Origin of the sequence: Legionella parisiensis, from assembly GCF_001467945.1 — a bacterium.
GTDB classification, from domain to species: Bacteria; Pseudomonadota; Gammaproteobacteria; order Legionellales; family Legionellaceae; genus Legionella; species Legionella parisiensis.
In genome coordinates, this window is sequence record NZ_LNYQ01000012.1 from 487,824 (window position 1) to 514,527 (window position 26,704).

The window sequence follows — 26,704 nt, forward strand, 5'->3', positions numbered from 1 at the left end:
CTAAATTACAAATAGAGCTAAAAATACACAAGATACAACCAACGCTGATCCAAATATGGCCAACAGACTATAATTTTTTGTTTGCTTTGCCATATCATGAACATCTGCTACTGAATCAGAAATTACTTTTTTAATTACCGATACTGATTCATTTGTGGCCTCCTGCAACAAACGAGTCATAGCTTCTTTACTGCTGGCTAATGCCATATTGAGTATCTTTTCAGCTTTTTCCCTAGCATCATCTTTCCATTGAGAGGAAATACTCTCCATTTCCTCTCTGAACTGAGTTAGCATAACCGCTTGGGCCTGTTGGGTTTCCTCAATCAATCTATCATTTATGGTCTGCAGGATGAGAATTGGATCCTCCTTGCTTAAAACCACCCCATGCTTAATGGCGATCTCCTGAATCGCTGCATCAAATTTATCTGACATTAGATCACCTTGGCGTTGTCTAACTGACCAAACAGCTGATCACGAACTATTTTTAAGCGTTGGCGGGTCATGATGCTTTTGTCTGGTGTGCTCAGCACCTCGTTAAAAGTCAGTTTTTGTTGCAGCATTTCGGTTAGATCCCGGCCGTATGTTTCTTTTTTCAGATCGGGGATTTGGATTAAGGCTGATATGTTGTCTTTGTGGTCACGGTAAGCCTTTAGTTGTTCGAAGGATTTGTCTTCATGCTCTATTGCTCCCCAATAGGGATTAAGCCAGACGACAAACTGTGCTTCATTTGCAAACTGATCAATCAGCTGCGCAAAGCCATTAATAGTGTCGAACAAGGCCTGGCCGCCGGTGATGACAGTATGAATAATCATCTCATGCCCCAACTCCTTTAACAAAGCAGGAACTTGGTTGCTGATGAGGTAATGAGATAGCGGTACAAAAGAACTAGCGCCATTGTCAATGACTACATCATTAGTTGTTGAGGCAATTTTTTCGATGAGGGCATCGAATAGCCTGGGATTGATCTCATCGCCGCTCATGACCTGAATATGGTCAACATTTAAGGCCTTAAAGCCATGAAAGGTTGAATTTATAGGGTCGGTGTCAATACACAGTGGGGCTTGACCTTTATAGTTTTTGTATTGCGCAGTTGTTGCTGAAATAAATGATTTGCCGACACCGCCTTTGCCTTGCAGTGTGATATGAATTTTTGCCATTACAAGAGTTCCTCCAGATTGGGTTTTGGATTAAATGTAAAGCCACGAATTTCATTTTTTGCTTTACTTTTAGCCTTTTCATCTTCCTTGGTGTTCTCCTGCATAGATGGCTTCTCTTCTGCAGCAATCAAACGTGCTACATAGCCACAAAATGTTTTATATGAAAATGAGATTTTTCCTTCTTCAACTAAAGTTTCCCAGACCAACTTGATGGACCAGCCGTCAGTCAATGCCGCATCGATATCCTGTTTTAGCGCAAGAAAAGCGGCTTTGTTGACCGATTTATCAGAACATTTCCTATTTATCTGCTTGGCTGCGATTCGTTCGCTGAGGGAGTTTCCCATGTTCATACTGTTAATTTATTGTTGTTCCCTTCGATAGTATGAAATATTGCGTTACACCGCAATAGGTTATGTTATTTTCCTTCCATTTTTCGTAATTAAACTAACTTTTAAATACACATTAGTGTAATTTGTCGTAATTAATTGTAATTATAAGTAATTAATAGGGCGTTACGAAAAATAACCTTGAAATTACATAAAATTACCTGATAGTATGCCATTAGATGAACTTAAAACGCAGGGCAAGATAGGTGAAGTTAGCTAACCAGCAAGCTGGCTACCAAACCTCACGAGTCTTATTCGCACCTTCGGTGCTCAACGAAAAAACTGTGTTTTGAGATCAAATCGATACTCAAAGGATTGCATAACCACTTAATTAAGAGGCCAGCATCCTTATGGACGAGAAACTTAAAACCCCCACCAGAAAAAATGGTCGTCATCTTCGTGTTCCTGTTTTGCCATCTGAAGAAATTCAAATTAAATCGAATGCAGCCACTGCTGGCCTTTCAATTGCCGAGTATTTAAGAAGGATTAGTCTCGGTTATCAAATTCAAAGTAGTGTTGATAAGGATTATGTACTGCAGCTAGCCAAGATTAATGGAGACTTAGGACGGCTTGGTGGATTATTAAAACTTTGGCTGACTCAGGATAAACGTGTCGCGCATTTTGACCTACAAACAATAAAAACATTGTTAACTCGTATTCAAACCACCCAGGATGCGATGTTTGAAGTGGTGAAAAAACTATGATTATTCGCCATATTCCCATGAAGAAAACAAGACTCAGCAGTTTTTCGGGGCTTGTCCAGTATCTTTGTAATAAACAAAACAAAGAGGAGCGTGTGGGCAAAGTCAGACTATCAAACTGTAATAGTATCGATCCCATTTGGGCTGTTCAGGAGGTATTGGCAACACAGGCTAGAAACCAGAGAGCGTTGGGCGATAAAACCTACCATATGCTCATTTCTTTCGCCCCAGGAGAAAATCCTTCATCTCAAGCTTTACAAGAAATTGAAGACAGAGTGGCATCGTCGATTGGATTTAAAGAACATCAAAGAATCTCCGTTGTTCATCATGACACAGACAATCTCCATATTCATGTTGCGATTAATAAAATTCATCCCCAAACCTTTAATATGATTGAACCTTATAGGGCATATAAGACCTTTTCTGAGGTTGCATCCAAACTCGAAATTGAATTAGGTCTTCAAATAACTAATCATCAAACCCGTAAAAACCGTTCAGAAAACCTTGCTGACGATATGGAGCTCCATTCAGGTATTGAGAGCCTGATTAACTGGATGAAGCGCAATTGTAAAGCGCAAATCGAAGCGGCCCAAAATTGGAGCGACTTACATAAGGCTTTAGCTAAACACCATATGAGAATACTAATCAGGGCTAATGGCTTTATTTTTTGTGATGAGGATGGTCTTATGGTCAAAGCAAGTTCTGTATCAAGAAATTTTTCAAAACAGCGTCTTGAATCAAAACTTGGTGTATTTGAGCCATTGCTTTCAATAACTAATCTATCATCATCCAATGTTTATCGGTATGAACCACTAAACAAAACGATTATTAGTAGTGAACTCTATGCCCAATACCAGCATGAAAAAGAACAAAACCAAAATGTACGTTCAGCAAAACTAAAAAACTTGCGCGAAGCTAAAGTCAAATTGATTGATAAGGCCAAAAAACGAGGACAAATGAAACGAACCGCTTTAAAGTTAATGAACCTTTCAAGAATGAGCAAAAAGTTTCTTTATCAGCAAATCAATAAAACTCTCCTGCACGACATTGAGAAAATCAGGGAAAATTATACGCATGCTCGGCACAGTTTAATGGAAAATTTTCAAAATAAGACCTGGGCTGATTGGCTACAAAAAAAAGCACAAAGTGGTGACCATGATGCTTTAATGGCAATGCGTTATCGTAACCGAAAAAACAAAAATAATTACACGATATCAGGCACCGACTCAGTTTTTCCCTCTTTTAATTTTGAACAAATCGACTCTGTTACTAAAGAAGGTACTGAGATTTATAAAAAGGATAACGCCATCATCAGAGACAATGGAAAAGAAATTGTAATTTCTAAAGGTGGTTCTATTCCTGCGCTTAAAAAAGCCTTGGAAATGGCAAGGCAGCGCTATGGTGACTGTATTTTTGTGAACGGGTCTCCACTATTTAAAAAAATTATCTTGCAAATTGTTAGTCAATATCAAATGCCAATCACTTTTGCTGATTTAGATTTGGAAAATCAACGTCGAAAACTAAATTTTGAACGGGAGAAATCGCATGATCAATCAAGATCAAACCGACAAAGCCATCGAGGAAGAACTTCAGGAGGCCATGAGGCTGCTGGAACAGCCACTGGAAATAGAAGGGGCAGTACAAAGCCCAACTCTTTCAGCATTAGACAAGGCTCGCCAGCCAAAGATCACCACAGCTTGCGAAACTTGTCCAAATGCGATCTGGTTCAGCTCACCGGAGGAGGTCAAGTGCTATTGCAGGATAATGCACATGATCACCTGGAGCGGCAAGGATTCAAACCTGATAACCATGTGCGACGGGAAATTTCTCGACTAAAGAAGAAGGGTAAGGCTTATAAGAATTGAAATCCCTGTTGAGAATTTGAAACCAGAAACTTCCTCTATGGCGACGATCATTCCCGGCATATATAAGCATTCCTAATTTGTCGAGATGATTAAAATATTCCCTCAGGGTTCTCCATGATGAAGGCATATTTCCTGAAATATTAGTGGGAACAAGCTCAGGAAAGCGCCTACCATATTTCCCTACAATCTGAGCACAAGGAGGGATTTTACATTTGGCTACCTTTTGAAGCCAATCATCTACCTGCTTAATAGAGAAATAATTTTTGTTGTTCTCATTGAGAATGAAAAAATTATAATAAAAAGCTGTTTGCCATATATGTTTATCGCAACCAAAAATCCAATCTCCGTCAGAGACATCTATATTCAGAAAATTTGGCAATTCACCCGCTGAATGTAGAAGATACTTACTATAAAATTTCCATGCAGGATGCTTGTCTACCTCTTGTTCAAGCTCCATGTTTCTTAGTGCGAAGTATCTTCAATTCCTCCAGAGCTTTTTCAAGTACTGGTTTTACTTCTTGCTCCTGTTTAAGTCTCTTAATTTCTTCCAGCGCATATTCTTTTTCTATTTTTTGAACCTTTACTCTCAATTGTTTTTCAAGTTCTACACTTTCAGTTGCTGCTCTGGCGTTATATAGCCATTGAGCACGATTCGGATCGTTAATACAGAGCCAAAAAGTTTCCCAGTCCTTCACATCGTCTGGTTTGAGATCAGAGAGATTAATTTCAATAGTAGATATATTAGCCGCCTTAATTTTCTCAATTTTTTGATCATCCACTTTATGTCGATAAAATATCTCTATTATAAGTTTCTGGTTGCTTGCTATAGCTAAAATATCGGCTCGTATTTCATTGAGCTCTTGTTCTTCTTGTACAGAGTCGAAGTAAATAGACCTTCCTTTCTCGACAAGAGTTTTATATTCGAGGTGCATTTTTTCTTTCGAATCTAATATTGTTTTGTTGATGGTATATTCAGGGAGCTTAATTTGTTTTCGCTCCTTTATAATCTGTTTAGCAGCCATATGGATGGCACTTTCCAATCCTCCTTCACATTCAATGGTAGTGGCATGCTTAAAGTGGTGCTGATTTTTTGTGCCTTTGGCTGCAATTAGTGGAGAGTTGCAAGACGGACAAATACAGTTACAATTCTTACCACTAGCAACATTAGCAATGTGCACAATGGACTTATTTTCATTTAATCCAAAAGGAAGTTTTATTTTTAAAGTAAACGTTCGGCTAAATACAGGTTGTATAGGATAAGAAATTGGGTTAAGGCTGCTTGATGTTAAAGGGCAGCAATGCCTTATAATCTTCTGAAGTTTTGCAGGAGCGTATATTTTCAAAGAGATGTTTGAGATAATTGAATGGATTGAGTCCATTGGTCTTGGCTGTGGCAATGAGGCTATAGAATAGGGCTCCAGCATGAGCTCCTCTAGGGCTACCGGCCATCATCCAGTTTTTTCGCCCTAAAGCAAAGGGTCTTATGAGGTTTTCTATGAGATTATTGTCAATCTCCAGAGCCCCATCTAAAAGATAGGCAGTAAGCTCACCCCATCGGTGGTGCATATAAAATAACGCTTCACCCAATTTGGATTTAGGTACTGTTGTTTTTATTGTTTTGTCCAGCCAGATTTTAAGCTCACCCAAGATGGGTTTGGCTTGCTGCAAACGCAGCTCATATCGTTGCTGATGAGTGTGGTTTTTGTCGCGCGCTACTTTTTCAATACGATAAAGCTTTTGAATGTAAGCCACAGCCTGATGTGATTTCCCTGTGGTCTTCGCAAGCTTTACTAATTGGGCAAAAGGCCTCCTGGCGTGAGCAAAGCACCCCAAATGGATAATGTCGGGGCGGTCATCAACCCAATCATACCCTTTGTAGCCATCGGTTTGCAGATAGCCTTTAAAATCTTTAAGCATTTGTTTTGGCCATCGAGCCTCGCGGGTTTGTTGGTAATCAAAAAGTACCACTTTTTTATCGGGTCGGTGGTTCGTGTAGACCCACATGTAACTGGTGCTGGTATTCTTTCTCTTCGGCTCATCCATAACCTGCATGGTAGTTTCATCTACCTGCAAATAATTCGATGCAATAAGTTCCTCATGAAGGGCTGTCCCCATTGGTTCGCACACCTCGAAAGCCGCCATTATCCAGCCACACACGGTGTTTCTTGGCATCTCTATCCCTAATCGTTGCCATATGTGCTCCTGGCGATACAAAGGCAAATGGTCTTCATATTTGCTAATAACGGTATGAGCCACAAGGCTTGGGGTTGCCATACTCTTGGGAAGGAATAGTTGCGGCATGGGTGCCATACTCACTCCCTCAGCACAGGGACGGCAGGCGTATTTTGGACGAACATGGGCAATTACTGAAAGTTGGGCAGGAATATACTCCAGTTGTTCCGTAACCTCTTCACCAAAACGTTCTTTCATACAGCCGCAAGCACACATTTTCTCTTCTTCGGGAATGTCGTGTTCGATAATGACTCGAGGTAAATGCGCAGGCAATGGACGTCGTACTGGTTTTTTACGCGTATAGATTACTGTTACGGTATTTTCTTCTTGAGGAAGCTCTGTTGTCTCAACCGATTCAGCTTCGTCAAATTGCAATTCGCCTTGCCCTATATGGGCTTCTGAGGAGCGACCAAAGTGTTGTTGTTTGGCCAGGCGTAATTGTTCTAAAAGATTATGGTATTTATCTTTCCATTCCTGGGCTTCTTGTTGTAGTGATTGAAATTCTTCTATTTGAAATGGGGCAAGAATCTCTTGAAACTCAGAAGAAAAAATAGAATGTTCGATAGGCGTTTTCATGGTGGAATTATACCATAACCACCATGATTCATCAGAGTTTTTCAATAAAAATCACGATAAATTTCAGGAGGACTTCCTTGCTGGTACGTGTATTTATTGGAGGATAAAAGCCAATCCCAATGAGCCTGGGTGAGTTCAATATGTCCTTGAGCATTACGTGGAAAAATGAATTTTCCTTTCTCTAATCTTCGATACCATAAAGTGAAACTGCATTCCTCATAATACAATGCCTTGAGCTTTGAACCACAGCGACTGCGGAATAAAAATAAATGTCCTGAAGTAAGCTCCATCTCAAATACCTCATGCACCAGAATCGCCAGCGTATTGATAGACTTGCGCATATCAGTAATCCCGCAATAAAGGTGTACTTGAATGTCGTTTGGAATCAACATAATGTCATCAACTCCTTGAGTAGCGCCATCTGGTGTTTGCTATCAACTGCACCAAGCTCGCAGCGAATTTTATTGGGAAGTTCAACAACCAATTTAAAATTCGTTTTGGTAGTGGAGGATGGGGCTATAATAAGAGGCTCGAATAAGGCTTTTGAGGCTGGGGGTTCTGGATGAGCTTCTTCCCTAAATTTTTTACGATAAAATCGAAAGCGTGAACCGCTAATCCCTTGTTTTTTGCAAAACTCACCAGGAGCCAAACCGCTCTCCTCAAAGGTGTTAATTACTCCTCGCCAATGTTCTTCTTTTTTTGTCATTATCTGCTCTAAATAATTATGGGGCAGCAATCTTGCTCAATTTTGTTCGCCTCTTCTAGATGTATTTAGCCGAACGTTTACTTTTTAAAGATTTCATTATGTCTCCTAATTTAACGAACTGGCTGACTAGAAATATCAAATTAAGGAGATTTCTGGTTTTGCATAACCAAAATGACCAGCAATACGCCGCAATTTGATTGTTAGGACAACATCGATAGGATGAAAATGTACGTGACTTGAACCGTGGTACCTGTTAGATAACGTGAGTTTTACTCCGTTCTCTGTAGCTTCCAGCTTGGGGTTAAATTCATAAACAGGTTTATTAAAAATACTGCGAGCATTTTCAGAAGGGCCAAAATTTTTTGGTAAAATTAAGTTTCCGTTGATTTGTAGATATTCATTTGTGAGTGCTTTAGCAAGATGCACCCAAGAAGCAAACGAATTACCTACAAGCATTTTTTGAGCTGCCAGGAAAGTAAACATTTCCTCACCTAAGGTATAGGTGTCTGGTAGGTCAGATGGTAAATCCACAAGGCATTTCCGACGTTCTTCTATAAAAGAGGATGGAATTAGAACAAAAATTTGTGCTTGCCCGATATTCTCTATGGATGCGAGGGTATCCGACAACAAGGCTGCCTTTGATTTATACCCAAAAAATGCAGCAACAAGCTCATGAGCATGAGCTTGATTTTAGTTTAACACCATAATTATTGGAAATAGCACGAAGTTGATCCGCGCACAGTTTTGCAATGGACATTTGTAGATTCCTTATTAAATACGCTGGTCTTAATTTTGTTTTCATGAGTGTTTAAGGAAAACTGCCAGCAGTTAATAAAGATTAACTACAAAACAGATTACATTTTTGAAAAATCGTTTTTTGGCCACTCATAACCAGGGATGTCGACAAACCTGGCGGAAGTATACATTAAGAAATTCAGGGATTACAAGATAATGAGAGAGATAGATGTTGGCAACATTTGAACTGTCAATTGCTGCCATATTCAATTGAATCTAGGCGATACGAACCACATTAGTTTTTTGCGTTATTTGCAAGCGGCGGTTTTGCTTAACAACACTATCAATTTTTGATTTTAACTGCCGTTTCACTCCTTCGATTCCCAGCTTGCTGTTGTTAGCCAGATCATTAAAATCGCTAAACTGTCGAGGGTTTGATAACTGCTCTCCTGGAGCAAAGGTCGGTAGAATGATGAAACCATTAACTGAATCTGCTGCTTCACTACCTTTTTCTTTTCCAGGATTGATGCCCTTTGTTAACTCAAGATGTTTGTCATCATCTGCAGCCACAATAATTGGTGTATTGGGAAATTTATCATGTAAAGCTTTAGCGACTGGCTTGAGGTTACCGGAGTCAAATGCGGAAACGACGGCTGGTAGTCTGGTTGCATCTTTTATAGTTGCAGCAGTAGCATAACCTTCAGCAATCACAATAACAGGTGTTTCTGCTAGTTTTGCCAGACCACCCAATACATGAAAACATCCTTCTTTTTTTGAATCTTTCGCGAAGCGTTTGGTTCCATCTTCAGCAATGTATTGAATAGTCCAAAGGGTTCCTTCGCAATCTGTTGCTGGTATGCAGGTTACTTGTTTCTCACTATCTGTATATACTCCATAATGACTCTGAATACCCTTAGTCTGCATATAAGGTGTGGGTTCCACAACCTCTGTCATCATGGATAATTTTTGCTGGAGTTTGAATGCAGTACTTTTTTGTTTGGCTTCAATCTCACGTTGGCGAGTTAGTTGATGTCCAAGCGCTTCGGTCTTATGTGACGCCTTCTGTTCATCAGTTAAAATGTAGCCCTTACATTTCCAGTTAAGCTCAGCGCCGGTTCGATTGTTTTTAATATATCCTGCTGGAATACCATCTAAATGAGCTACATAAAATCCTGCCTTTTCACCATTTTTATCACCCTCCGTGAGGATACGATGAGGCTTGCCATCCATAATCGGATGCTCTCCTGAAACAATAGCACCAAGGCTTATCAATGCCGCTTTAAATTCATTCTCAGGTATAAGCACTTTTTCTTGAAGTTGTACTTGATGTTCAGGAAGCCAAGATTTGATTTTCTCAACAGGAACACCAGGGTTTGCATACCAACAATTTTGCACTTTATCCCAGGCAATTCCTGGTGTTCCATCGGGGAGTTTTCCGATGGTGGATTTTGCAATCTCTTTTTGTTTGTAGGGGATGCTTAACCAGACTTTTTCAGAAGTTGTTTTTTCAGGCGCCATAAAGACTTCCTCTTTAAGTTGCTCATCCTTGATTTCAATAAGTTCTGCCTGTTGAATGTCTTGAGTTTGCTCTAACGCATACAGGTGATTCACTATTTTCTCCGCATCTGCGGATGCCCTGAATATTTCTAAAGGCTCGTCTTCCAGAACTCGAATCCATGATTTGATGTAGGCAGTGTGTTGTGAAGGGTCATGACCTATACCAAGCTCAGAACCTAAAAGTATGCTGGCAATTTCTGCCCTCAATTCTTCTTTAGCATAGGCATCTGAACCAAAGGGATGGCCTAGGTCTCTATCCAGCCTTGAGGGATGGCCGCTCCAATGCCCCAGCTCATGCAGGGCAGTCGCATAATAGTTCGCTGCGGATTTAAACTGGTCTTTTGGTGGAAGATGGATGCTATCTGTCGATAATCTGTAAAAGGCTTTGTCAGCCTCAGAATGAATAATGGTAGCGCCGGAGTTATGCAATAGTTTTTCTGCTCTTTCAATTAAGGACCAGTCCGGCTCTTTTGGAATGAGTTCAGGCATATTATCAATTTGCGAGGCATGGAATACCGTTGCATAAAACACCTTGGGTCGTTCAAGATTCACCTGCACTTTTAATGGTTTACCATGCTCATCAAGCACAGGTTTACCAGCATCATCGTGTTTAGTTTGTTCTTCATGAAATTTCCAATATTGGATTGTGGTTCCTTTTTCTCCCTTACGAACCTGAGCATCCATGCTTTGTGCTTGTTTGTAGGTTAACCAGCGGTTGTCATCACTTTGGTTCAGCATTAAATACAATGCATTAATCCCGCGATAACGTTTACCTGTTATCGGATTATAAGGAACTTGACCATTACTTGTGCCTGGTTCCCATGGTTTTAGCCAAGGTGCTGTTCCTGCTTTCAGGCTTTCAATAATTTGATTGGCAACGACTTGATGGTAAGGCATTTTAGTCATAAATGGCCTCCATCGCATCTTCTTCATTGAGTGCATCTTCAACAAAAGCTCCCATGAGGTCAGCTTCTATCGGGCTGACTTCGACAAGAAAGCCAGGGATTACTAAATCTTCGAGTTTTTCTGACATCACATCCATTAACTCGGTTTCGTGACTCATGTGGTTTTCTCCCGTTTATTAATTACCCATATGGGTGTGATCATTCCCTTGATTTGTCTTGTGTGAACAAGACCATAATATCGACCATCGAATGACCATTCGCTTTGACTGGTCAAGGTCATCACTTCATTTTCTTTAAGCGGATAATCTAAGGTCCTCCATTGAGGTAAAGTTCGGTTAATTCCATCCTTTAACTTTGGCTTTGAAAAGGGAAGCAACGTTTGATTTACCAAGACCCCTTCAGGTGTCACAGAAAGAATATCGCCAGATACAGCGACCACTTTTTTCATTAAATAACCATATCCACCACAATTAAGACCATGGTCTATATAGCCTCTGTTCTTGGCTAACCGAAACGACTTCCTGTCATCAGGACAAAAAATCACATAAGCATTTTTGAGAGACTCTGCACTGGTGATGCGATATAAGCCTATAGGAATGGATTCAGTCAGGTTTATCCTAAATCCCATGGCATGGAACAGTGCGCCTAAAGTAATAAGACTTATCAAGAAAATAGCGATGAAGACGGACAATTTTTTCATAACTTGATGAGCTCATCGTTACTTAAAGGAGCACGCAAAATATCTGAGTGTACTGGTGCCTCAACAGATGCTCTGGCTAAGAAAACCGGATCGTTAAAATAAAGCGGCTGTTTCCCATAAATCGCAGGAAAACCAGCAACATAAACCACCATATCACCAGCCTCACGTATCAAACCATCGGCATCTTTTTTCGGTCCGGGCATACGCAAACACTCATCAACGGTTAAGAGAGGTCTTGATACTTCCTGCACGGTTTTGGAGATCTGATTTAAAAAGGTTGATAAGCGTTTGCCGCTGGTGGTGATGTGTTCTTTAACAATCGTCGTTTGACCTGTCAGCTTGGAAAGATGCTCTGCTGTTTCAACTCGGTTAGGTGGATAAGCATTTTGAATATGGCAATTAGACGTGATGGTTTCATCAGGACCATAACCACGTTCACGGCTTTTAAGCTGATTAATGTCCTGACAAATTAAGTAAAACTTTAAACCATAACCCGCAACAAACGCTAATGACTCTTGCAGAATATCGAGTTTTCCAAGACTTGGAAATTCATCGATCATGCAAAGCAGTCGATGCTTATACGTTTTTTTCGTTCTGACATAAGATAAACCTGTGTCATCAGATATACGCTCAAACTCCATTTTGTCAGCCAATAACCTCACTATCATATTAATCATGACCCTAACCAGAGGCTGAAGCCTTGCTTTATCATTGGGTTGAGTAACGATAAAAAGGCTCACAGGACTTTCATGGTTCATCAAATCACGGATGCAAAAATCAGAGGCGGAGACATTATGTGCTACTACCGGATCGCGGTATAACGCCAGATAAGATTTTAAGGTGGATAACACAGAACCAGCTTCTTCTTCGGGGCGGTCTATCATGTCACGGGCAGAGGCAGAAATAACGGGATGGGTTTTGCCTTCAATATGCGGGTATTGGGTCATTTCAATGAGTAGATCGGCAATATTAATATTGGGATCAACCAGCATACGGTCAATGTTGGGAAATGTGGCGGGTTCCCCCTGGTTGTTCAATTTATAAATCGCATGCAGAATAAAACCAACCAAAAGGGCTTGCGATGTTTTCTGCCAGTGCGTTTCTAACCCTTTGCCATCAGGATCAACCACAAGCGTTGCCAAATTTTGTACATCACCCACCTCTGATTCTGTACCTACTCTGATTTCATCAAGCGGATTCCAACGGGCTGAGCCAGTTAATGTTGCTGGTTCAAAGCGGATCACTTTATTGTTGGCATGCTTTTGTCTCCAGCCGGAAGTCATTGCCCAAAGCTCACCTTTTAAATCCGTAATGACACAGGATGGCTTCCACGATAAAAGGGTTGGAATCACAAGACCAACCCCCTTTCCCGAACGCGTTGGTGCATAGGTTAACACATGCTCCGGTCCATTATGGCGCAAATAGTGAATCTCTCCTTGCTTATCTTCAATAGCTCCAACATACACACCTTCCTCTTGGGAAAGCAAACCAGCATCGTTTAAATCATCCATATTCGCCCATCGGGCTGAACCGTGAAGGTATTCGCTGATGTTTTCTTTTTTAAAATGACGACTTGCAAACATCAGCAGCATTAGAAAAAGACAGCTACTCATCACCACCATGCCAAACGCAGCATTAAAAAATTCGGGATGGTAATTAGGATATTTGCTATTCCACCACAGCAGTTGCCAAGGTAGATAAACATGCTTGAATGAAAAACCTAAACTCGCATGGTAATGAAATTTATAAGCTACATATTGTGTGCCAATCTCCAAGCTAATTAAAAACCCCAGCAGAGTCATGCTGATGAGTCGTATGGTTGTCTTGTTATCCTGCTTTTTTCTTACCTGTGGGCCAATGGATTTATTGGGTTTACTCAGATTCATTGGCTCTCTCCAGAAGCTTTTCGATTGACAAAATGGCTGACTTCATCATTGTTTTCTCCAGCACTGAAACTTCCTTCTGGAGCGCCTATCGAAGTAATATTTTGAAATGCACAATCCTGGTGTTCAGATGTTGATAAATCGTTTTGCGATTCCACCCGTTGATGAATTGCATCAGCAATTTTCCCACCTGTAGTTTCGGCCACAGTTGCAGCTATTGCTTCCTTCATAGTGCTTGCTTTTTCACGTGCCACATCAAATGCTCCTGTAGCCAAATGAGAACCAAACGAACCGGCGAATTTGGAAACCTGTCCCATGGCTTGTGCCAAACTCCCAGTTTTAGAACTTACATTCCCCTCTGAAGCAGAACTTAAATCACCAGTACCTATACTTTGGGATGCTGCTTTGAATGCAGAATGAAGAGCGGATAACCCTCCTGCGCTTTGAGCACTGACAGCTCCCGCGCTACTTGCCAAAGCAGCACCTGCAATGCCGGCAGCACCTAAAGCTCCACCCAGACCAATACCACCGCTGCCTCCGCCACCGCCAGATACAATTCCGGCAAGAACAGGAGGAATTTTGTTGATAAGCACCAGCAAAAGAATGGCGACAATGAGCATCACAAACATTTCTTTTAAGAGAATGTCCTTTGCCATAGCGGCATAATATTGATCGACAAAAGACTTCCCAATACCAATAATCAAAATCATCGCAAATGCCTGTAATGCAATACCCAACACTGTTTTGTAGTATTGAATCGCGATATCGCAAGTCCAGCGTCCGCCACCAAAGCCTAATAAAATGATGCCACCGTACGTTAAAATCCAGGCAGTAATCAGAATAATCAGCATGTTAATACTGACCAGTGCCAAAACGACTAGAATCACCCCTGCAACGATCAATCCCACCGTTGTTGCCGCAGGGGACCAGAGGGAGGAGTTATCAATTGCTTTGGAGACAATATCAAACCCTACGTCAATAATGTCAGAGGGGGAAATGTGCGTATCTATTCCGGAAGCCTTAGCTGCGAGTTGTCGCATGGAATCGATGATTGCGGTGGCAATGGCAGGTCCATTATCTAAAATCCAATAGAAAAAACCGACAACCACTAAAAATCGAACCGTTTCAGCCATAAATTCCTGAATATCCGCTCTTCGTAATGACATGAGACCATAGGTCCATACCATGCTGATTAATGCCAAAGACCAAAAAAGGTATCGTGCATAACTTAATATAGTTTGGCTCCATGTAGAGGCCGTATTGGAAAAACGATACAAAATATTATCCAGCAAATCCCTGCTGTCCATGCTGCCTTGAGCATGGCAACACACGGAAAACCCAATTAAAAAGAATACGATTAAATAAGTGATTGTCTTTTTTTTCATAGGATTACCATTTTGTACCTGAGCTTTTGGAGTAACTTCCGCCTTTAAAACATGCATCAGCTATTGCCTGCAGCTCATTGGCTGTCCTACCCTCTTTGGAGCTGTCGCAGGTTAACGATGCGAGATGCTCTGCCTTTTTTCTTGCTTTCATTTCAGTGCTGTCACAGCCTGTAAGTAGGAATGCTAAAAGTGCTATGGATAATCCTAATTGTTTCATTGTTGTCTTCCTCTTGTTATAAATGGGTTACCATTTCTTACCTGAACTTTTATGAAAGGCGCCTGATCTAAAGCGTTCATCACCCGCAGTTTGTATGGCTTCTTTGTTCGCAGCGGCTGCATCTTTTGTGGTTTGGGCGCTTTGTTGCGCTAATAAAAGCCCTCTTATTTGAAGCAATTGATGGGATTGATTGCTGGCCAGTTGCGATGCAGCTTGAAGTGCTTGTTTTTGCCCTTGGGCAGTTTGGGCGTGAGATTGCAAGGTGCGCAGTTTCAGCGAATCATCTTTTATGCTTTGCTGCTGTTTATCGATTCCTTTGATCATGGCATCATTAGCTCGTTTTTGAGCAACAGAAGCCGAGATTTTACTTTGCCTTATTTTTTGGATTTCTTCGGGTGTACACTGGTTACTGCCATTAAAACATGGAGTTTTTTGATAATATTCCTGACTTTGATACCTATCTAGGTAACCCTGGAGGCTCCCAGCCTCCTGTTTGTAATAGTCAATCGTATCGGTCGATTCAAGCAGATTATTTATTACACCATTGGCATTATCCCATTGAAACGAAGTGAGCGATTTGGTGTTATCCAGCATGTTTTGATATTGTTGAACCTGGTTTTTGTATTGATCAACCTGAGTTTTATACTCTTTAATCTGATTCAGTAGCATTTTTCCATTTTGTACGTAATTGGGTAAATCAAACACTGGCATATTTGAGAAGGCATTAAATGTCCATAAATAAACAAATAGGATTCGAAGTTTCATAACATTTCTCCTCTGTTACGATGCAAACTGCCGGTAGGGCTTTGTAAAAGTTAAATCCTTTACGACAATGATGTTGAAACGGTAACCCGGGCGAATGTTTATAGTTGGTGATACATTCAGATTTTTTGCTACCAATTGCGAAGTCACCTCACCCAGCTGTTGTCCCAAGGCCTGACTTAGTACACTGCCAGCTGTAGGCTGGGTATATCCATACTGATTAGGCTGGTTACTATTTTGACTGTAACTAATTCCCCCGACGATACCGGACATTAAAAGGGCTGAACCATAAAGTTGTATGTAATGATGATTAACTTTGTCACGAAATCCTGCGTAACCTGCACTGTCACCTCCCGGCATGGAGCCAATATCCAATGCTTTTCCATCTGGAAAAACAAGGCGCTGCCAGGCTACCAGGACGGAATTTTGACCAAAACTCACATCACTGGAGTAAATACCAATAAGCTTTGTACCTTGCGGAATTAAAAGATACTTCCCGGTTGGCGTATCATAAACGCTCTGCGAAACCTGACCGATGATTTGCCCAGGCAACTCAGAGGAAATGCCACTGATCATCACTCCTGGAATGACACTGCCAGCCCTTAACTCATATCGACTGTTGGGATTCTCAAGTCGTGAATTTAAATGCCAGCGCATTTCATTTTCCTCACCGCCCAAGGTTTGCGGCATGGGTCTGGTATTTTGTCTTTCTTGTAAAAATTGAAGTTGCTCTTTAAAGGAGCCACCTCCATCGACATCGAATGGTGCAACTGAATTGGCTCTGTGAGTATTGGTAATTTCTCTGGAATTTAGGCGAGGATTATCAACCATAATTGATGTTTTTGCTTTGACCGCCTCTTCAAATGCTTGAGTTTTTTCCTGACGAATTCGTTCCAGCTCCGTATCCGATACATTTTGACTCTCCATTTCTTGCTTTTGAGGGGAGTTTTGATCCACAGGTAACTCAAGTACTGGCTCATGATTGATAATTAGTGTCTCATTGGAAGCAGGCATCACACCGGTCTTGTGATTTCCAACGATTTCATTGGCCAGATTCATGTTATTTTTCTTCTGTCCCGTGACTTTTATGGCCTCTGGGGTTTGGTTTTGTGCGTTGGCTCTCTTATGGGCAACAAAGACAATGAGCACAACAAAAACGGTCAATACACCAATTGCGATAATTAATGGCAAGTTGTTTACACGTTTTACCCCAGCTGTTTTGAGCTTTTGAGGTGAGTAGTCCTTTGATAATAAATCGTTATTTGGGTTCATCAGTATTACTCCTTGTGTGACCATGGGCTGGTTGGAGCGATTTTTTCTTTAGTTCTGACATAGATCCTGCTTAATGTTTGCGAGCCAATATAAAGACTGACTCGATAGTGAGAGCCTTGCTTAATCTCATCAACCACATAGAAAAAATTTGCTTTTTGTCTTGGCTGGACGTTTTCAATCACTCCATAACCTTTGTTTCGCATTTCATGAGTCAAATTAATGCCAAAGCCATCATTAACTTTTTGACTGATATAAAAGGTATTTTGAGCTGGAGGATAAATCCGTATGAGTTGTGATGTAGCATCCTTCGCCAAATAAATATCTTTGCTCTGAGAGGCAACCGTAAAATTTCCATACTGCATGCTCGCACAGCTCGACAAAACAATTGCCAGCAATAAAACACTTAATTTCCTCATCCCTAGCACCTCGTAATGGTAATTTTTTCTTGAGAAGATCCACTTCCGATAATCAGTATTGCCTTGTCGAACACACTATCAACAATATATCGGCAGCCTTGCAGACGATAATTGACCATCACTGATTCTGGTTGTTTAAACAAACCACCATTTCTTAAGACTAGTAGTGCAGGTGCCTCGCTTTCAGACATGCTTCTAGGCATTTCAATAATGGTTTTCACACCATTGTTATAAACGCGAACGGGTTTAAATCGGGAATTCCCTTGTATTCTGTAATTGAAATTAAGATCTCCTAAATATTCGCTGGTTTCAGTGAATGTATTGGCTTTTCGACGCTCCGCTTGCATTTGCTGTATCAAACGCCATTTTGCTTTTGCATCATCTGGATAAGTAAAAGAGACATAGGGCATAAAATCATTTTGATCTGACTTCAATCTAAAATGGTAGGTTCTTCTGTCTGTAGTAACGACTAGAGAGGTATCTAGCCCAACATCTTTGGGTTTGATTAACAAGTGGATTTGCTGATCCATGCCTGAACCAGTAATGGAAGGCTCTACGAGAAAACGTGGATCGCCGACATTCATATCGTTAAGTTGCTCAGCTGGCTGCAACGCAATGTCGCAAACCTGTAATGGTGCACATACCACTCTGATTTGACCTGAACCATAAACAAAACTTACCGAGCCATCAGAAGAGTGGAATGGCTTGCTGGTTTTGTCACCCTTTTGCCATTCTTCTGCAATGCTTAAAGCCTGCTTTTCCTGATTCGTGAGTTGCGGGATGCTTTTAGAAAAATAGAAGTTAGCCAGCTCAGTGTTATCCACAGCAAAGCTTGTCAAAGGGAGTAATAAACTGAAGGTAAGAATTATTTTTTTCATGCATTTTCTCCATTCTTTAAGTCATAAGACCAATTGAAATCGCGGACATAAATCAGATGAGGATTCTTTAAAATAGATTCATTGGATACATCATTGAGCTCATTATCCTGATACATTGTCACAAGTGCTTTCATCTGGGCGGGCTTTTCTTTAAGCGTTCCGTCACGGTTTCTTACCGTCTCAACCCAATCAACCTGCCAGGTATCGGGAGACTCTTGCAGGACTGAGCGTATTTCAATGCTAACGATTTCATGTGCTGCTCGGTCAAATGGATTTGAGTGTAGTTTGTCACTGTAAAATTCCTGAACTTTGGTCAATGCCGCATCGTTTTGGTTCAAATAGGAATAAACTTGAAATACAGCCTTTTTCTGCAGTGCGACATCAACACTGACCATTCGGATGTTTTCAATGAAATGGGCTGCAGCTGCCCGGTAATCATCGATACTTGCATTACCGACACGGTCTGCACGAGTGACTGATAGCGTATTGCCGCTGGCATCCTGCTGAAATACTAAGGGGATAAATTTGGACTGACTTCCAATTGTTATGAGTCCGCCAATAGCAGCCAAAGTGATTAAAAGACTACCCAAACTGACTAATTGCCATATTTGCAATGATTTCATAAGACCTGCAGTATGGAAATTCCAAGCTCTTTTGGCATTGAGATAAGGATTATCAGTTAAGTCGTTTTTTTTCTTTTTAAGACTTAGCCTTTTTTTTAATTGGTTCATGCTGCTTCTCCAAATTGATTCATTGTGATTCCTTTTTCTAAAAGCCAATACGAGACCCACTCAGCGCCATATTTCAGCTCAAGTTGTTTCATTCGTTCTATGGAGTCAGGATCTGTAGCACCCACAAATGCCAACGCCATTGGACCTAAAGCCAATTGGTAAAGGCGTTGTCCTTTTTCACTGACATAGTAGTAATCACGCTTAGGTTGAGCTGATGCAATGATGTCAATCTGGCGAGGGTTTAATCCCATGCGTTCGTAGATCAGTCGTGTTTCAGGATCTCGTGCATACAGATTAGGTAAAAAGATTTTTGTGGCAGTTGATTCAACAATGATATCTAAAATGCCAGAATTCGCTGCATGCGATAAATGTTGCGTTGCCATAAACACCACGCAATTTTTTTTGGCCATGGAATCAAGCCATTCAGCAATTTTGTTTTTAAATACCGGGTGTGCCAACATCAGCCATGCTTCATCGAGTAAAATCAGAGTTGGCCTGCCATCCAGTGATGTTTCAATGCGTCGAAATAGATACAGCAATACTGGCAAAGCAAATTTCTCACCCAGCCCCATAAGATGCTCAATTTCAAAGGTCATAAATGAAGACAGCCCTAGACCATCGGTTTCGGCATCCAATAAATGCCCCATTAATCCATCGATCGTGTACTGCTTCAGAGTTTCACGGATGGGTTCATCTTGAATGGTCATGACCAATTCAGATAAGGTTTTAGAACCACTCTGATGCATGCTCATAATGGCATGACCAATTTCATTGCGTTGAGCTGGTGTGGTATTTAACCCGTTTAAGGCAAGGATCGTATCAATCCATTCCATAGCCCAGGCTCTATCCGCTTTAGTAGCTAAAAACTGTAAGGGCGCAAATGAAAGATGTGAGTTTTTATCAGCAATGGTGTAATGTTCCCCTCCACTGGCCTTACACGTTGGATACATGGACATCCCTTTATCAAATGAATAAATCCGTGCATCTTTGTAGCGGCGCCAGGAGAGTGCGATTAAGCCAAGATGAGTGGATTTCCCAGAGCGTGTTGGACCAAACATAATGCCATGGCCTAAGTCTCTTACATGAAGATTCAGGCGAAAGGGCGTATTACCATTGGTGACGCAATGCATCAATGGAGGTGATAAAGGTGGAAACAGTGGGCAAGGGGATTTGTTTTCGCCTGTCCATATGCTGGAAGTAGGTAATAAGTCAGCCAAATTCATGGTATTCACTAAAGGCCGTCTTATATTTTCAACACCATGCCCTGGAAGACTGCCCATAAAGGCATCCATGGTATTAATGGTTTCTGTTCTTGCTGTAAATCCCAAGGCATTGATGTTCTTTTCAATCAAAAGCGCTGATTTTTCAACCAAGTCACGATCTTCATTCATCAAAATAACAACCGAAGTGTAGTAGCCTTGCCCCACCATGCCTGAGTTGGTTTCTGCAATGGCTGATTGTGCGTCATTCACCATATTGAGTGCGTCTTCATCGATCACACCTGAATTGGTGTTAAACACCTGGTCGAAAAAACCTCTGACTTTTTGTTTCCACTTTTTACGGTATTTGGTGAAATGTGCCACCGCTTCATGTGGATCCATAAAAATAAAACGAGAACTCCAACGATATTCAACCGGCAATTGAGTTAGGGCGGTTAGAATGCCAGGGTAAGACTCCATTGGAAAACCTTCAATCGCCACACACTGAATGAATTTCCGGCCAATTTTGGGCGTAATGCCCGGTATTAATTCCTGACCACCGATTAACGCATCAAGGTAAATCGGATTTTTAGGAAGATTGACCGGATGGTTAAGTCCTGTGACACAATAGTGCAAGTGTCTTAAGAAGTTATCCTGAAGCACGGTATTATTATATTCATCACTATTTTGTTCGGCTTTCAGTCGTTCGAGGTTAAAAGCTGAACTTAGTCGTGATTCAAAGTTTCTGCAGGCTTGTTTGAATTCCTCTATCAGTTGATGCGTCTTTGCCTTTTGACTTAGATTCAGTCCTTCGTCATCAAACATCAATTCCACAAAACGCTTTTGGGCAATCACCGGCGGATACCAGGTCAAGGTAATCACAAAATACCCTTCATATAGGGTTTCCATGCTTTCAAAGAGTATCCTTCTTTCTTCATCAATCGCATAGGAAATCGGATCTGGAAAGTGAGAATAAGCACGCTCACTATAACCTGGAGCCGCTCGTCTTATAGCGTCTACATGAACCATCCAGCCATTGCCCATAGTAGACATTGCCTGATTGATTCGAAACGAGACCATCTCACGGGCCTCATCCGTAGTATTGGCATTGTCTTCACCCTGGTATAGCCAGGCTGCCATAAAGGAGCCGTTTTTACCGACAATCACACCGTCATCGACCACTGAGGCATAATTGAGTAAATCAGCAGTACCTCCTGAATTATGACGATGCTTTTTTAAATGGTATTTACGGTTTTTCAGGCGAATTTCCCAAAACAGGAGGCTCAAAAGTAAAAGTCCTGTGGTGCTGATTAAAAAGGTAATTAATGCAATCATTGATAACCTCTTTTATTTGCTTTGAAAGGAGTTGAACGGGCTGAATAATAAGCTTGGTAACGTCTTTGCCTTAAATATATAGCCCTCATATAAGGATCGGATTTGGCCATTAAACGAAGCCCTTTCAAGGATAGAAACCATATGGCTATACCTGCAAAAGCCGCCAGCCAGTCTTGAGCTGCAAAGATTAGGATTGCTGATAAGAGCCCTGAGAACATGACCAGTTCACGGTCTCCGCCCATAAATAAACTTGGGCGGTTTCCGCAGCGTCGTATTGGGATGGAACGAAGACTCATGGCTGAGACTCCGTTGCAATGATCCCAACAGATGGTTTAGAAATTTCAGCGCCTTTGCCAGTAATTGCTGTCATGGTATTTTGAGCTGCTACCAGAAATGAGAGTACCAGTACAAAAAAGACCAGGGATCGCATAAATCCATTTAATTCACCGCCAAAAATAAGGGTCGCACCTGCAGCAACCAATCCGATAATAGCAGCACTAAAGGCGAAAGGGCCTGTAATGGATTTTTGAATTTTAGTCAGCCATGAATCGAAGGGAAGTCCCCCACCTGCAGAGGAAGCTGCAGCTGGATGAGTGATTAACAACAAAAATAAAACGATTAATCCCATTATCCAGTAGTTCTTTTGGTTAAACAGAGTTATTTGATTCATTCATTTTCTCCTTAAATAAGTTTTTCGATGGTGTAATGACCATTTTCATAACCATGGACATTAATAATTTCTTGAATTTGTCTCCCCTGCGGGGTTCTTGAGATGTGCACAACACAATGGACAGCCTCTCCAATTAAAGGCTCTATCTCGGAGGGTGCTGCGGGATTTCTAGTAATGAGTGATTTCAACCGATGAAGCCCTGCAAGACAGTTATTAGCATGCAATGTGGCAGTTCCTCCCTCATGTCCAGTGTTCCATGCATCTAGCAAGTCAAGCGCCTCGCTACCGCGAACCTCACCGACAATGATTCGATCGGGTCTCATCCTCAATGTGGTTTTTAAAAGCTGGGTCATATTGACTTCAAGCGTGGTGTGGTATTGAACACAATTTTTGGCTGCACACTGGATTTCCCCTGTATCTTCAATAATAAAAATGCGTTCCTCAGGCGCATGAATAACCATTTCATTGATGATGGCGTTCACCAATGTAGTTTTTCCTGAGCCTGTACCACCAATGACTAAAATGTTTCGGTGTGAAGAGACGGCTTTTTCAATCACCTCACACTGGGCTTCTGTCATAATCCCCGATTGAACATAGTCATTAAGTGTAAAAACCGATAAAGCTTTTTTGCGGATGGCAAAGGTTGGACTTGAAACAACTGGTGGTAGTTGTCCAGCAAAACGTGATCCATCCAGAGGCAGCTCTCCTTCCAGCAAAGGCTTCATGCGAGTTACTTCTTTTCCATGATAACCAGCAACAGTTTTGATGATCGAATCGGCACGAGCTTCAGTGATGTTCCCTATACAACGCATTGCTTCTCCAAGGCGTTCCTGCCAAAGCCGTCCATCTGCATTCAGCATTATCTCTACGGTTTTCGGATCGCTAAGCGCCCCTTCAATCAAACCACCTAAATCACGTTTCAGCTTTTCTTTGGCACGGTCTTTAACCGTTATCCCTTGTTCAACCAGATCTATCATTAGCTAAACCTCATATTATTATTGATGGTTCTAAGCAGGACTCATCTCGTGTTTGAATTTACTGATTAGGCGGTCAACCACGCTTTCTTGATGAGACATAGGTTCGCGATACCATTCATCCTTTTGACGATCACGGTTAATTCTGCGTTGAATTTCATCCCGATGAATTGGAAGGGACTTAGGGGCATCAAAAGCCAGGCAAACCTCTCCATGTTGGTATCCAAGCACCGTGCAGTAAATATCTTCACCGATAACCACGGATTCCCCGATTTTTCTTGATAAAAGTAACATTGTGCTTCTCCTTATTTATTTAAGTAAGTAGGCTTTGCATTGCCTGATATTTTCTTCAACCACAGTCTTGCTGGCTGGTTGATGTGCTTCACCTGCGACATAAAAAGTATTCCTCCTTTTGATGTCACGACAAAAACCAATCATTTGCGGCAGACTAGGCGGCATGTCACAATGATCCAGACACGCTAGAATGGCCTGATTCAAAACCTCATCGCTAAATTGGCCCAACCCTTCTGCCCACTCTTTTTTGGCAAACTCCAAAAATCCATCGCTCTTAAACTGACTGCGCCACAAATGCCCGTAAAAAACAGCAAAGCGTGTAAACAGGTTCTCAATCCGCTTGCCGGTAACGTTGTAAGCTGATGACGTTGGCTTGCTGGTATTCATCTTTTCCTGTACTGGCCAAGTCTCCTGCTTCTGGGTTCCAGAATGGGTCATGGGCTGTTGTTGAAGTATTTGCGCGACGGTTCTCATTCCTTTTCTCCTGCTTTAATTCGATTTTGACTTCATCTTCCCAACACTTTTGCGACAACCAGTTGGCTGGAAACTTCCAGGCTGGAACCCATTCGCCATGCACTTCTTTCGTTTTACGGGCTTTGATTTGGCTATCCAGTGCTTGCAACATGGTTTGTAGTAAATGCTCATCGGGATTGATTTGTTGAAAAATTTCAAAAGCTCGATCACGTGACTTTTTCTCGGGATACATAAGCCAGAAATGGTCGAATTGGCGTAATAAATAAATATAATTATTTTCTTTTATAAGAGGTGTGACGGCTTTTTGGGGTTCCACTGTGACGGGTTTTTCTGAATAACCTTCGTAAAACCCTTTATTTACAATGGGTTGTTCAGAACAAAATGTGACGGCTTTCTGTGACGGGTTTGTGACTACTTTATTTTGGGTAAAATAACCCAAAGTTGCTAAGTTGCATTTTAAAATCAGCTGCAATTCCTCTGATTGCAAACTGATCAAACCAACACGCTCTAAAGCAGACAAAGCACGTCGAACTTGAGCACGAGAATATTTTTCACTTTTTACACCTTGGTGCGGCTGAATATAAATTTGTTCAGCAATCGACTGAAAGCTAATTCGCCGTTTAACGCCAACAAGTCCTGTTTTAACGTCCATATACGGTCGTATCCCTCTTAAATAAGCGAGTTGTTGTGCATGAGGTAAACCATAAATTGCCTCAAGTTCCTCGCTGTTAACCATAAAATCCATGATTGATACACATTCCTGGTTGTACATCTCGTTATTGTTTTTATTCTGTGTTATCTTCATTTGAAAGATAATGATTTTATAATTGCACCTATTGTGCAATTAAGCATGACGATATTGCACAATAGGTGAATTGTCAATGGATTTATTAGTTATTTTGAGAAAAGGTATAACTCGATGATGAACATCAAAGAAAAAATTGGAGAGCGAATTTTTCAAGAGCGACAAGCTAAAGGACTGACTAGAAAAGCGCTTTCAGAGCTTACAGACGATTTAAAACCTTCCAGGATTAACAACTGGGAAAGAGGGATAAGAACTCCTGGTCCTGAGGAAATTAAGCAGTTAGCAGAGGCGTTAGATGTAGCTCCTGGGTATTTGATGTGTTTGACTGATGACAAACAGGTTAAGCAGGAGTTTCCGTGGCTAGGGGCCTTAATTCCCTTGTTGAATGCTCAGCAAGCTTGCGATCCTAAACAATATATTCAAGCGATAAAGGAAGACAGGAAAAGTGATGCTATATCTTTTATTCCGCTTAGTCCTGATTTGACAGCTCAACTTGGAAACAATTCATTTGCATTATGCATACGAGATGACAGTATGACTCCAGAACTTAAAATTGGTGATATTTTAATTGTTGATCCGGATCAAATAATTCGTCCTGGGGGTATAGTTGTTATTCATTTACAAGATAGTAAAGAAGTCACCGTGCGCCGTTATAAGCAACTCTCGGCAGGTAATCCAGTGAAGGAGTATGAATTGATCGCTGTAAATGAGAATTGGGCAAGTATTCGTGTTACTCGGAGTTGCGGGCATAAAATAATTGGGGTTGTTTTGGCACTGATTCGAAAAATATAATTTAATGAACCTCTCCGTGACTTGCCACAGGGAGGTTCATTTGTAGCTTTTACCAAGGTTTCCTGTTAAAAGGAGATGGGTTAAAGATTACTTGTTCCTCCTCCTCATTTTCCGTCTTTTTAGGTTCTATATCCTTATTTTGCTCAATTTCCTCTTGTTTAGAGGACTTATTAGACGGCTTGGGTTCCATCGAAAGTGGATTTGGAGCAACACTTTGTTCTTTCGTGGCTTCATCCGTTTCTTGTGCTTTTGGACTGGGTATTGGTACTAAATTATTTGCTAGCCGTTGGATAAATGCATCGTATAAGGCTAATGTGGGCATAGTAATACGAAGCGAACGTATGTTTCCTTCCTCATCTTGAATGAGTTGTAAACAATCATCGGAAAGATTATTTTCTTTTTTAAATTCATTGAATTCTTTTATAATCGCTTCCATGAATTTTTTTAATTCTTCTCTTTGTTCTTCAGTTAATTCATTAGGTTCACAAAGCAATTTAATGGTAAGGGTCATTGATTCGCGATCACTATCAACCAGCAATTTCCCATCAGCAATTAATTGTTCAATTATTTCTGGGTCAAAACTAGACTCTAAATCAAGTTCTTCACTATCTCCCATTGAAGCAAACTCGCCTATCAATTCATCGGTAGTTTCAACTATTTTTCCTGATTTAGTGAGTGATTTATCTTCACCAGAACTTGCTTTTTCCTCGGAGGTTTTACCAGAGCCACCATCACCTCCACCACCTCCTCCACCATGTCCAAAACAACGACGGGTAGGGGCTATTTCTTTAAAACAAGTCCGACAGCGTACTTTTGCTCCTTCAGCAGCAGCCTCTTTTTTTTCTTCCTCTTTAAGTTTTTCTTTTTCTTTTTTTAATAGTTGCAATGTGAGTGCAGCTGAAGAGGTTTGTTCTTTTGCTCCACCTGTGGTGGTTGGCTCAGGGGCAGGCTGATGTTTTTCTTTCTCTCTGTCTTTGTCTTTTTTCATGATGGATACCAAATTCAAATTTATAAACATTATGACAATTATACACAAATATTAAATTATCTGCAAAATTTATGTAAAAATGCGCTACTATTTAAGTATTTTGCCTTAT

General features: G+C 41.1%; 31 protein-coding genes. 3 read left to right on the forward strand and 28 right to left on the reverse strand.

The window, feature by feature from the left end; all coding sequences use genetic code 11:
• Genes Lpar_RS04805 through Lpar_RS04815 form a run of 3 tightly spaced genes read right to left on the reverse strand, consistent with a single transcriptional unit; the run spans window position 1 to window position 1,501 of the window.
• Window positions 1–432, reverse strand: coding sequence for a conjugal transfer protein TraM (locus Lpar_RS04805; RefSeq protein WP_058516847.1), 432 nt, complete (start codon window positions 430–432; stop codon window positions 1–3).
• Complete coding sequence (locus Lpar_RS04810; RefSeq protein WP_058516848.1) at window positions 432–1,157, reverse strand: ArsA-related P-loop ATPase; 726 nt, start codon at window positions 1,155–1,157, stop codon at window positions 432–434. The genes Lpar_RS04805 and Lpar_RS04810 overlap by 1 nt, the downstream gene beginning before the upstream one ends.
• A complete protein-coding gene (locus Lpar_RS04815) occupies window positions 1,157–1,501 on the reverse strand; it encodes a TraK family protein (RefSeq protein ID WP_058516849.1) in 345 nt (114 codons plus the stop codon). The genes Lpar_RS04810 and Lpar_RS04815 overlap by 1 nt, the downstream gene beginning before the upstream one ends.
• 392 nt (window positions 1,502–1,893) lie before the next feature.
• Between Lpar_RS04815 and traJ the strand changes: the two genes are divergently transcribed.
• Window positions 1,894–2,247 carry a conjugal transfer transcriptional regulator TraJ gene (traJ, locus tag Lpar_RS04820; RefSeq protein ID WP_058516850.1) on the forward strand — a complete coding sequence of 118 codons (354 nt, stop codon included), beginning with the start codon at window positions 1,894–1,896 and terminating at the stop codon, window positions 2,245–2,247.
• Window positions 2,244–4,109, forward strand: a complete 1,866-nt coding sequence (gene traI / locus Lpar_RS04825; RefSeq protein ID WP_058516851.1) for a TraI/MobA(P) family conjugative relaxase — start codon at window positions 2,244–2,246, stop codon at window positions 4,107–4,109. The genes traJ and traI overlap by 4 nt, the downstream gene beginning before the upstream one ends.
• On the opposite strand, the gene Lpar_RS18755 is transcribed toward traI, so the two are convergent.
• From Lpar_RS18755 to Lpar_RS04940, 24 genes are all read right to left on the reverse strand, one after another.
• Window positions 4,039–4,566: a hypothetical protein gene (locus Lpar_RS18755; RefSeq protein WP_069683465.1), complete on the reverse strand. Its 528-nt coding sequence runs from the start codon at window positions 4,564–4,566 to the stop codon at window positions 4,039–4,041. The two genes, traI and Lpar_RS18755, sit on opposite strands and share 71 nt — an antisense overlap.
• A complete protein-coding gene (locus Lpar_RS18760) occupies window positions 4,556–5,488 on the reverse strand; it encodes a DUF7828 domain-containing protein (RefSeq protein WP_115341283.1) in 933 nt (310 codons plus the stop codon). Before Lpar_RS18760 ends, Lpar_RS18755 begins: the two co-directional genes overlap by 11 nt.
• A complete protein-coding gene (gene tnpC / locus Lpar_RS04835) occupies window positions 5,379–6,917 on the reverse strand; it encodes an IS66 family transposase (RefSeq protein WP_065236069.1) in 1,539 nt (512 codons plus the stop codon). Before tnpC ends, Lpar_RS18760 begins: the two co-directional genes overlap by 110 nt.
• A 41-nt stretch (window positions 6,918–6,958) precedes the next feature.
• A complete protein-coding gene (tnpB, locus tag Lpar_RS04840) occupies window positions 6,959–7,309 on the reverse strand; it encodes an IS66 family insertion sequence element accessory protein TnpB (RefSeq protein WP_058516854.1) in 351 nt (116 codons plus the stop codon).
• On the reverse strand, window positions 7,303–7,623 hold the full coding sequence (gene tnpA / locus Lpar_RS04845) for an IS66 family insertion sequence element accessory protein TnpA (protein ID WP_058516855.1): 321 nt from the start codon (window positions 7,621–7,623) through the stop codon (window positions 7,303–7,305). The genes tnpB and tnpA overlap by 7 nt, the downstream gene beginning before the upstream one ends.
• Before the next feature lie 135 nt (window positions 7,624–7,758).
• On the reverse strand, window positions 7,759–8,250 hold the full coding sequence (locus Lpar_RS04850) for a hypothetical protein (protein ID WP_133133929.1): 492 nt from the start codon (window positions 8,248–8,250) through the stop codon (window positions 7,759–7,761).
• 384 nt (window positions 8,251–8,634) lie between these two features.
• Window positions 8,635–10,821, reverse strand: a complete 2,187-nt coding sequence (locus Lpar_RS04855) for a zincin-like metallopeptidase domain-containing protein (RefSeq protein ID WP_058516857.1) — start codon at window positions 10,819–10,821, stop codon at window positions 8,635–8,637.
• Window positions 10,814–10,978 carry a hypothetical protein gene (locus Lpar_RS19070; RefSeq protein ID WP_058516858.1) on the reverse strand — a complete coding sequence of 55 codons (165 nt, stop codon included), beginning with the start codon at window positions 10,976–10,978 and terminating at the stop codon, window positions 10,814–10,816. The genes Lpar_RS04855 and Lpar_RS19070 overlap by 8 nt, the downstream gene beginning before the upstream one ends.
• Window positions 10,975–11,520 (reverse strand): conjugative transfer signal peptidase TraF, encoded by a 546-nt coding sequence (gene traF / locus Lpar_RS04865; RefSeq protein ID WP_058516859.1) that lies wholly within the window; start codon window positions 11,518–11,520, stop codon window positions 10,975–10,977. The genes Lpar_RS19070 and traF overlap by 4 nt, the downstream gene beginning before the upstream one ends.
• Window positions 11,517–13,406, reverse strand: a complete 1,890-nt coding sequence (locus tag Lpar_RS04870) for a type IV secretory system conjugative DNA transfer family protein (protein WP_058516860.1) — start codon at window positions 13,404–13,406, stop codon at window positions 11,517–11,519. The genes traF and Lpar_RS04870 overlap by 4 nt, the downstream gene beginning before the upstream one ends.
• Entirely contained in the window at window positions 13,403–14,788 is a 1,386-nt protein-coding gene (gene trbL / locus Lpar_RS04875; protein WP_058516861.1) for a P-type conjugative transfer protein TrbL, read from the reverse strand. Before trbL ends, Lpar_RS04870 begins: the two co-directional genes overlap by 4 nt.
• A 4-nt stretch (window positions 14,789–14,792) precedes the next feature.
• Entirely contained in the window at window positions 14,793–15,005 is a 213-nt protein-coding gene (locus Lpar_RS04880; RefSeq protein WP_058516862.1) for a hypothetical protein, read from the reverse strand.
• Between the two features lie 27 nt (window positions 15,006–15,032).
• Window positions 15,033–15,770 (reverse strand): P-type conjugative transfer protein TrbJ, encoded by a 738-nt coding sequence (gene trbJ, locus Lpar_RS04885; protein ID WP_058516863.1) that lies wholly within the window; start codon window positions 15,768–15,770, stop codon window positions 15,033–15,035.
• Between the two features lie 15 nt (window positions 15,771–15,785).
• Window positions 15,786–17,039, reverse strand: coding sequence for a TrbI/VirB10 family protein (locus tag Lpar_RS04890; protein WP_058516864.1), 1,254 nt, complete (start codon window positions 17,037–17,039; stop codon window positions 15,786–15,788).
• Window positions 17,040–17,044: 5 nt separating this feature from the next.
• Entirely contained in the window at window positions 17,045–17,455 is a 411-nt protein-coding gene (locus tag Lpar_RS04895; protein ID WP_058516865.1) for a conjugal transfer protein TrbH, read from the reverse strand.
• Between the two features lie 2 nt (window positions 17,456–17,457).
• Entirely contained in the window at window positions 17,458–18,333 is an 876-nt protein-coding gene (trbG, locus tag Lpar_RS04900) for a P-type conjugative transfer protein TrbG (protein WP_058516866.1), read from the reverse strand.
• A complete protein-coding gene (locus tag Lpar_RS04905; RefSeq protein WP_058516867.1) occupies window positions 18,330–19,064 on the reverse strand; it encodes a conjugal transfer protein TrbF in 735 nt (244 codons plus the stop codon). The genes trbG and Lpar_RS04905 overlap by 4 nt, the downstream gene beginning before the upstream one ends.
• Window positions 19,061–21,598 carry a VirB4 family type IV secretion/conjugal transfer ATPase gene (locus tag Lpar_RS04910; protein WP_058516868.1) on the reverse strand — a complete coding sequence of 846 codons (2,538 nt, stop codon included), beginning with the start codon at window positions 21,596–21,598 and terminating at the stop codon, window positions 19,061–19,063. The genes Lpar_RS04905 and Lpar_RS04910 overlap by 4 nt, the downstream gene beginning before the upstream one ends.
• On the reverse strand, window positions 21,595–21,894 hold the full coding sequence (locus tag Lpar_RS04915; RefSeq protein WP_058516869.1) for a conjugal transfer protein TrbD: 300 nt from the start codon (window positions 21,892–21,894) through the stop codon (window positions 21,595–21,597). The genes Lpar_RS04910 and Lpar_RS04915 overlap by 4 nt, the downstream gene beginning before the upstream one ends.
• On the reverse strand, window positions 21,891–22,268 hold the full coding sequence (locus Lpar_RS04920; protein ID WP_058516870.1) for a TrbC/VirB2 family protein: 378 nt from the start codon (window positions 22,266–22,268) through the stop codon (window positions 21,891–21,893). Before Lpar_RS04920 ends, Lpar_RS04915 begins: the two co-directional genes overlap by 4 nt.
• An 11-nt stretch (window positions 22,269–22,279) precedes the next feature.
• A complete protein-coding gene (gene trbB / locus Lpar_RS04925; RefSeq protein WP_058516871.1) occupies window positions 22,280–23,245 on the reverse strand; it encodes a P-type conjugative transfer ATPase TrbB in 966 nt (321 codons plus the stop codon).
• 30 nt (window positions 23,246–23,275) lie between these two features.
• Window positions 23,276–23,536 (reverse strand): carbon storage regulator, encoded by a 261-nt coding sequence (locus Lpar_RS04930; protein WP_058516872.1) that lies wholly within the window; start codon window positions 23,534–23,536, stop codon window positions 23,276–23,278.
• A gap of 15 nt (window positions 23,537–23,551) precedes the next feature.
• Window positions 23,552–23,863, reverse strand: coding sequence for a hypothetical protein (locus Lpar_RS04935; RefSeq protein ID WP_058517077.1), 312 nt, complete (start codon window positions 23,861–23,863; stop codon window positions 23,552–23,554).
• Between the two features lie 4 nt (window positions 23,864–23,867).
• Window positions 23,868–24,755, reverse strand: a complete 888-nt coding sequence (locus tag Lpar_RS04940) for a hypothetical protein (RefSeq protein ID WP_058516873.1) — start codon at window positions 24,753–24,755, stop codon at window positions 23,868–23,870.
• Window positions 24,756–24,929: 174 nt separating this feature from the next.
• On the opposite strand from Lpar_RS04940, the gene Lpar_RS04945 reads away from it, so the two are divergent.
• On the forward strand, window positions 24,930–25,607 hold the full coding sequence (locus Lpar_RS04945) for a LexA family protein (RefSeq protein ID WP_058516874.1): 678 nt from the start codon (window positions 24,930–24,932) through the stop codon (window positions 25,605–25,607).
• Window positions 25,608–25,656: 49 nt separating this feature from the next.
• Here the strand turns inward: Lpar_RS04945 and Lpar_RS04950 are convergent, their stop codons facing one another.
• The gene (locus Lpar_RS04950; protein WP_058516875.1) at window positions 25,657–26,595 is read right to left on the reverse strand and encodes a hypothetical protein; all 939 of its coding nucleotides are present in this window, start codon (window positions 26,593–26,595) and stop codon (window positions 25,657–25,659) included.
• Window positions 26,596–26,704 lie beyond the last annotated feature (109 nt).

What these genes read in the sequence shown, in the direction of transcription:
- Lpar_RS04805 (WP_058516847.1), bottom strand. Translation starts at nt 432, where the DNA reads ATGTCAGATAAATTTGATGCAGCGATTCAGGAGATCGCCATTAAGCAT.
- Lpar_RS04810 (WP_058516848.1), bottom strand. Translation starts at nt 1,157, where the DNA reads ATGGCAAAAATTCATATCACACTGCAAGGCAAAGGCGGTGTCGGCAAA.
- Lpar_RS04815 (WP_058516849.1), bottom strand. Translation starts at nt 1,501, where the DNA reads ATGGGAAACTCCCTCAGCGAACGAATCGCAGCCAAGCAGATAAATAGG.
- traJ (WP_058516850.1), top strand. Translation starts at nt 1,894, where the DNA reads ATGGACGAGAAACTTAAAACCCCCACCAGAAAAAATGGTCGTCATCTT.
- traI (WP_058516851.1), top strand. Translation starts at nt 2,244, where the DNA reads ATGATTATTCGCCATATTCCCATGAAGAAAACAAGACTCAGCAGTTTT.
- Lpar_RS18755 (WP_069683465.1), bottom strand. Translation starts at nt 4,566, where the DNA reads ATGGAGCTTGAACAAGAGGTAGACAAGCATCCTGCATGGAAATTTTAT.
- Lpar_RS18760 (WP_115341283.1), bottom strand. Translation starts at nt 5,488, where the DNA reads ATGGACTCAATCCATTCAATTATCTCAAACATCTCTTTGAAAATATAC.
- tnpC (WP_065236069.1), bottom strand. Translation starts at nt 6,917, where the DNA reads ATGAAAACGCCTATCGAACATTCTATTTTTTCTTCTGAGTTTCAAGAG.
- tnpB (WP_058516854.1), bottom strand. Translation starts at nt 7,309, where the DNA reads ATGTTGATTCCAAACGACATTCAAGTACACCTTTATTGCGGGATTACT.
- tnpA (WP_058516855.1), bottom strand. Translation starts at nt 7,623, where the DNA reads ATGACAAAAAAAGAAGAACATTGGCGAGGAGTAATTAACACCTTTGAG.
- Lpar_RS04855 (WP_058516857.1), bottom strand. Translation starts at nt 10,821, where the DNA reads ATGACTAAAATGCCTTACCATCAAGTCGTTGCCAATCAAATTATTGAA.
- Lpar_RS19070 (WP_058516858.1), bottom strand. Translation starts at nt 10,978, where the DNA reads ATGAGTCACGAAACCGAGTTAATGGATGTGATGTCAGAAAAACTCGAA.
- traF (WP_058516859.1), bottom strand. Translation starts at nt 11,520, where the DNA reads ATGAAAAAATTGTCCGTCTTCATCGCTATTTTCTTGATAAGTCTTATT.
- Lpar_RS04870 (WP_058516860.1), bottom strand. Translation starts at nt 13,406, where the DNA reads ATGAATCTGAGTAAACCCAATAAATCCATTGGCCCACAGGTAAGAAAA.
- trbL (WP_058516861.1), bottom strand. Translation starts at nt 14,788, where the DNA reads ATGAAAAAAAAGACAATCACTTATTTAATCGTATTCTTTTTAATTGGG.
- Lpar_RS04880 (WP_058516862.1), bottom strand. Translation starts at nt 15,005, where the DNA reads ATGAAACAATTAGGATTATCCATAGCACTTTTAGCATTCCTACTTACA.
- trbJ (WP_058516863.1), bottom strand. Translation starts at nt 15,770, where the DNA reads ATGAAACTTCGAATCCTATTTGTTTATTTATGGACATTTAATGCCTTC.
- Lpar_RS04890 (WP_058516864.1), bottom strand. Translation starts at nt 17,039, where the DNA reads ATGAACCCAAATAACGATTTATTATCAAAGGACTACTCACCTCAAAAG.
- Lpar_RS04895 (WP_058516865.1), bottom strand. Translation starts at nt 17,455, where the DNA reads ATGAGGAAATTAAGTGTTTTATTGCTGGCAATTGTTTTGTCGAGCTGT.
- trbG (WP_058516866.1), bottom strand. Translation starts at nt 18,333, where the DNA reads ATGAAAAAAATAATTCTTACCTTCAGTTTATTACTCCCTTTGACAAGC.
- Lpar_RS04905 (WP_058516867.1), bottom strand. Translation starts at nt 19,064, where the DNA reads ATGAACCAATTAAAAAAAAGGCTAAGTCTTAAAAAGAAAAAAAACGAC.
- Lpar_RS04910 (WP_058516868.1), bottom strand. Translation starts at nt 21,598, where the DNA reads ATGATTGCATTAATTACCTTTTTAATCAGCACCACAGGACTTTTACTT.
- Lpar_RS04915 (WP_058516869.1), bottom strand. Translation starts at nt 21,894, where the DNA reads ATGAGTCTTCGTTCCATCCCAATACGACGCTGCGGAAACCGCCCAAGT.
- Lpar_RS04920 (WP_058516870.1), bottom strand. Translation starts at nt 22,268, where the DNA reads ATGAATCAAATAACTCTGTTTAACCAAAAGAACTACTGGATAATGGGA.
- trbB (WP_058516871.1), bottom strand. Translation starts at nt 23,245, where the DNA reads ATGATAGATCTGGTTGAACAAGGGATAACGGTTAAAGACCGTGCCAAA.
- Lpar_RS04930 (WP_058516872.1), bottom strand. Translation starts at nt 23,536, where the DNA reads ATGTTACTTTTATCAAGAAAAATCGGGGAATCCGTGGTTATCGGTGAA.
- Lpar_RS04940 (WP_058516873.1), bottom strand. Translation starts at nt 24,755, where the DNA reads ATGGATTTTATGGTTAACAGCGAGGAACTTGAGGCAATTTATGGTTTA.
- Lpar_RS04945 (WP_058516874.1), top strand. Translation starts at nt 24,930, where the DNA reads ATGATGAACATCAAAGAAAAAATTGGAGAGCGAATTTTTCAAGAGCGA.
- Lpar_RS04950 (WP_058516875.1), bottom strand. Translation starts at nt 26,595, where the DNA reads ATGAAAAAAGACAAAGACAGAGAGAAAGAAAAACATCAGCCTGCCCCT.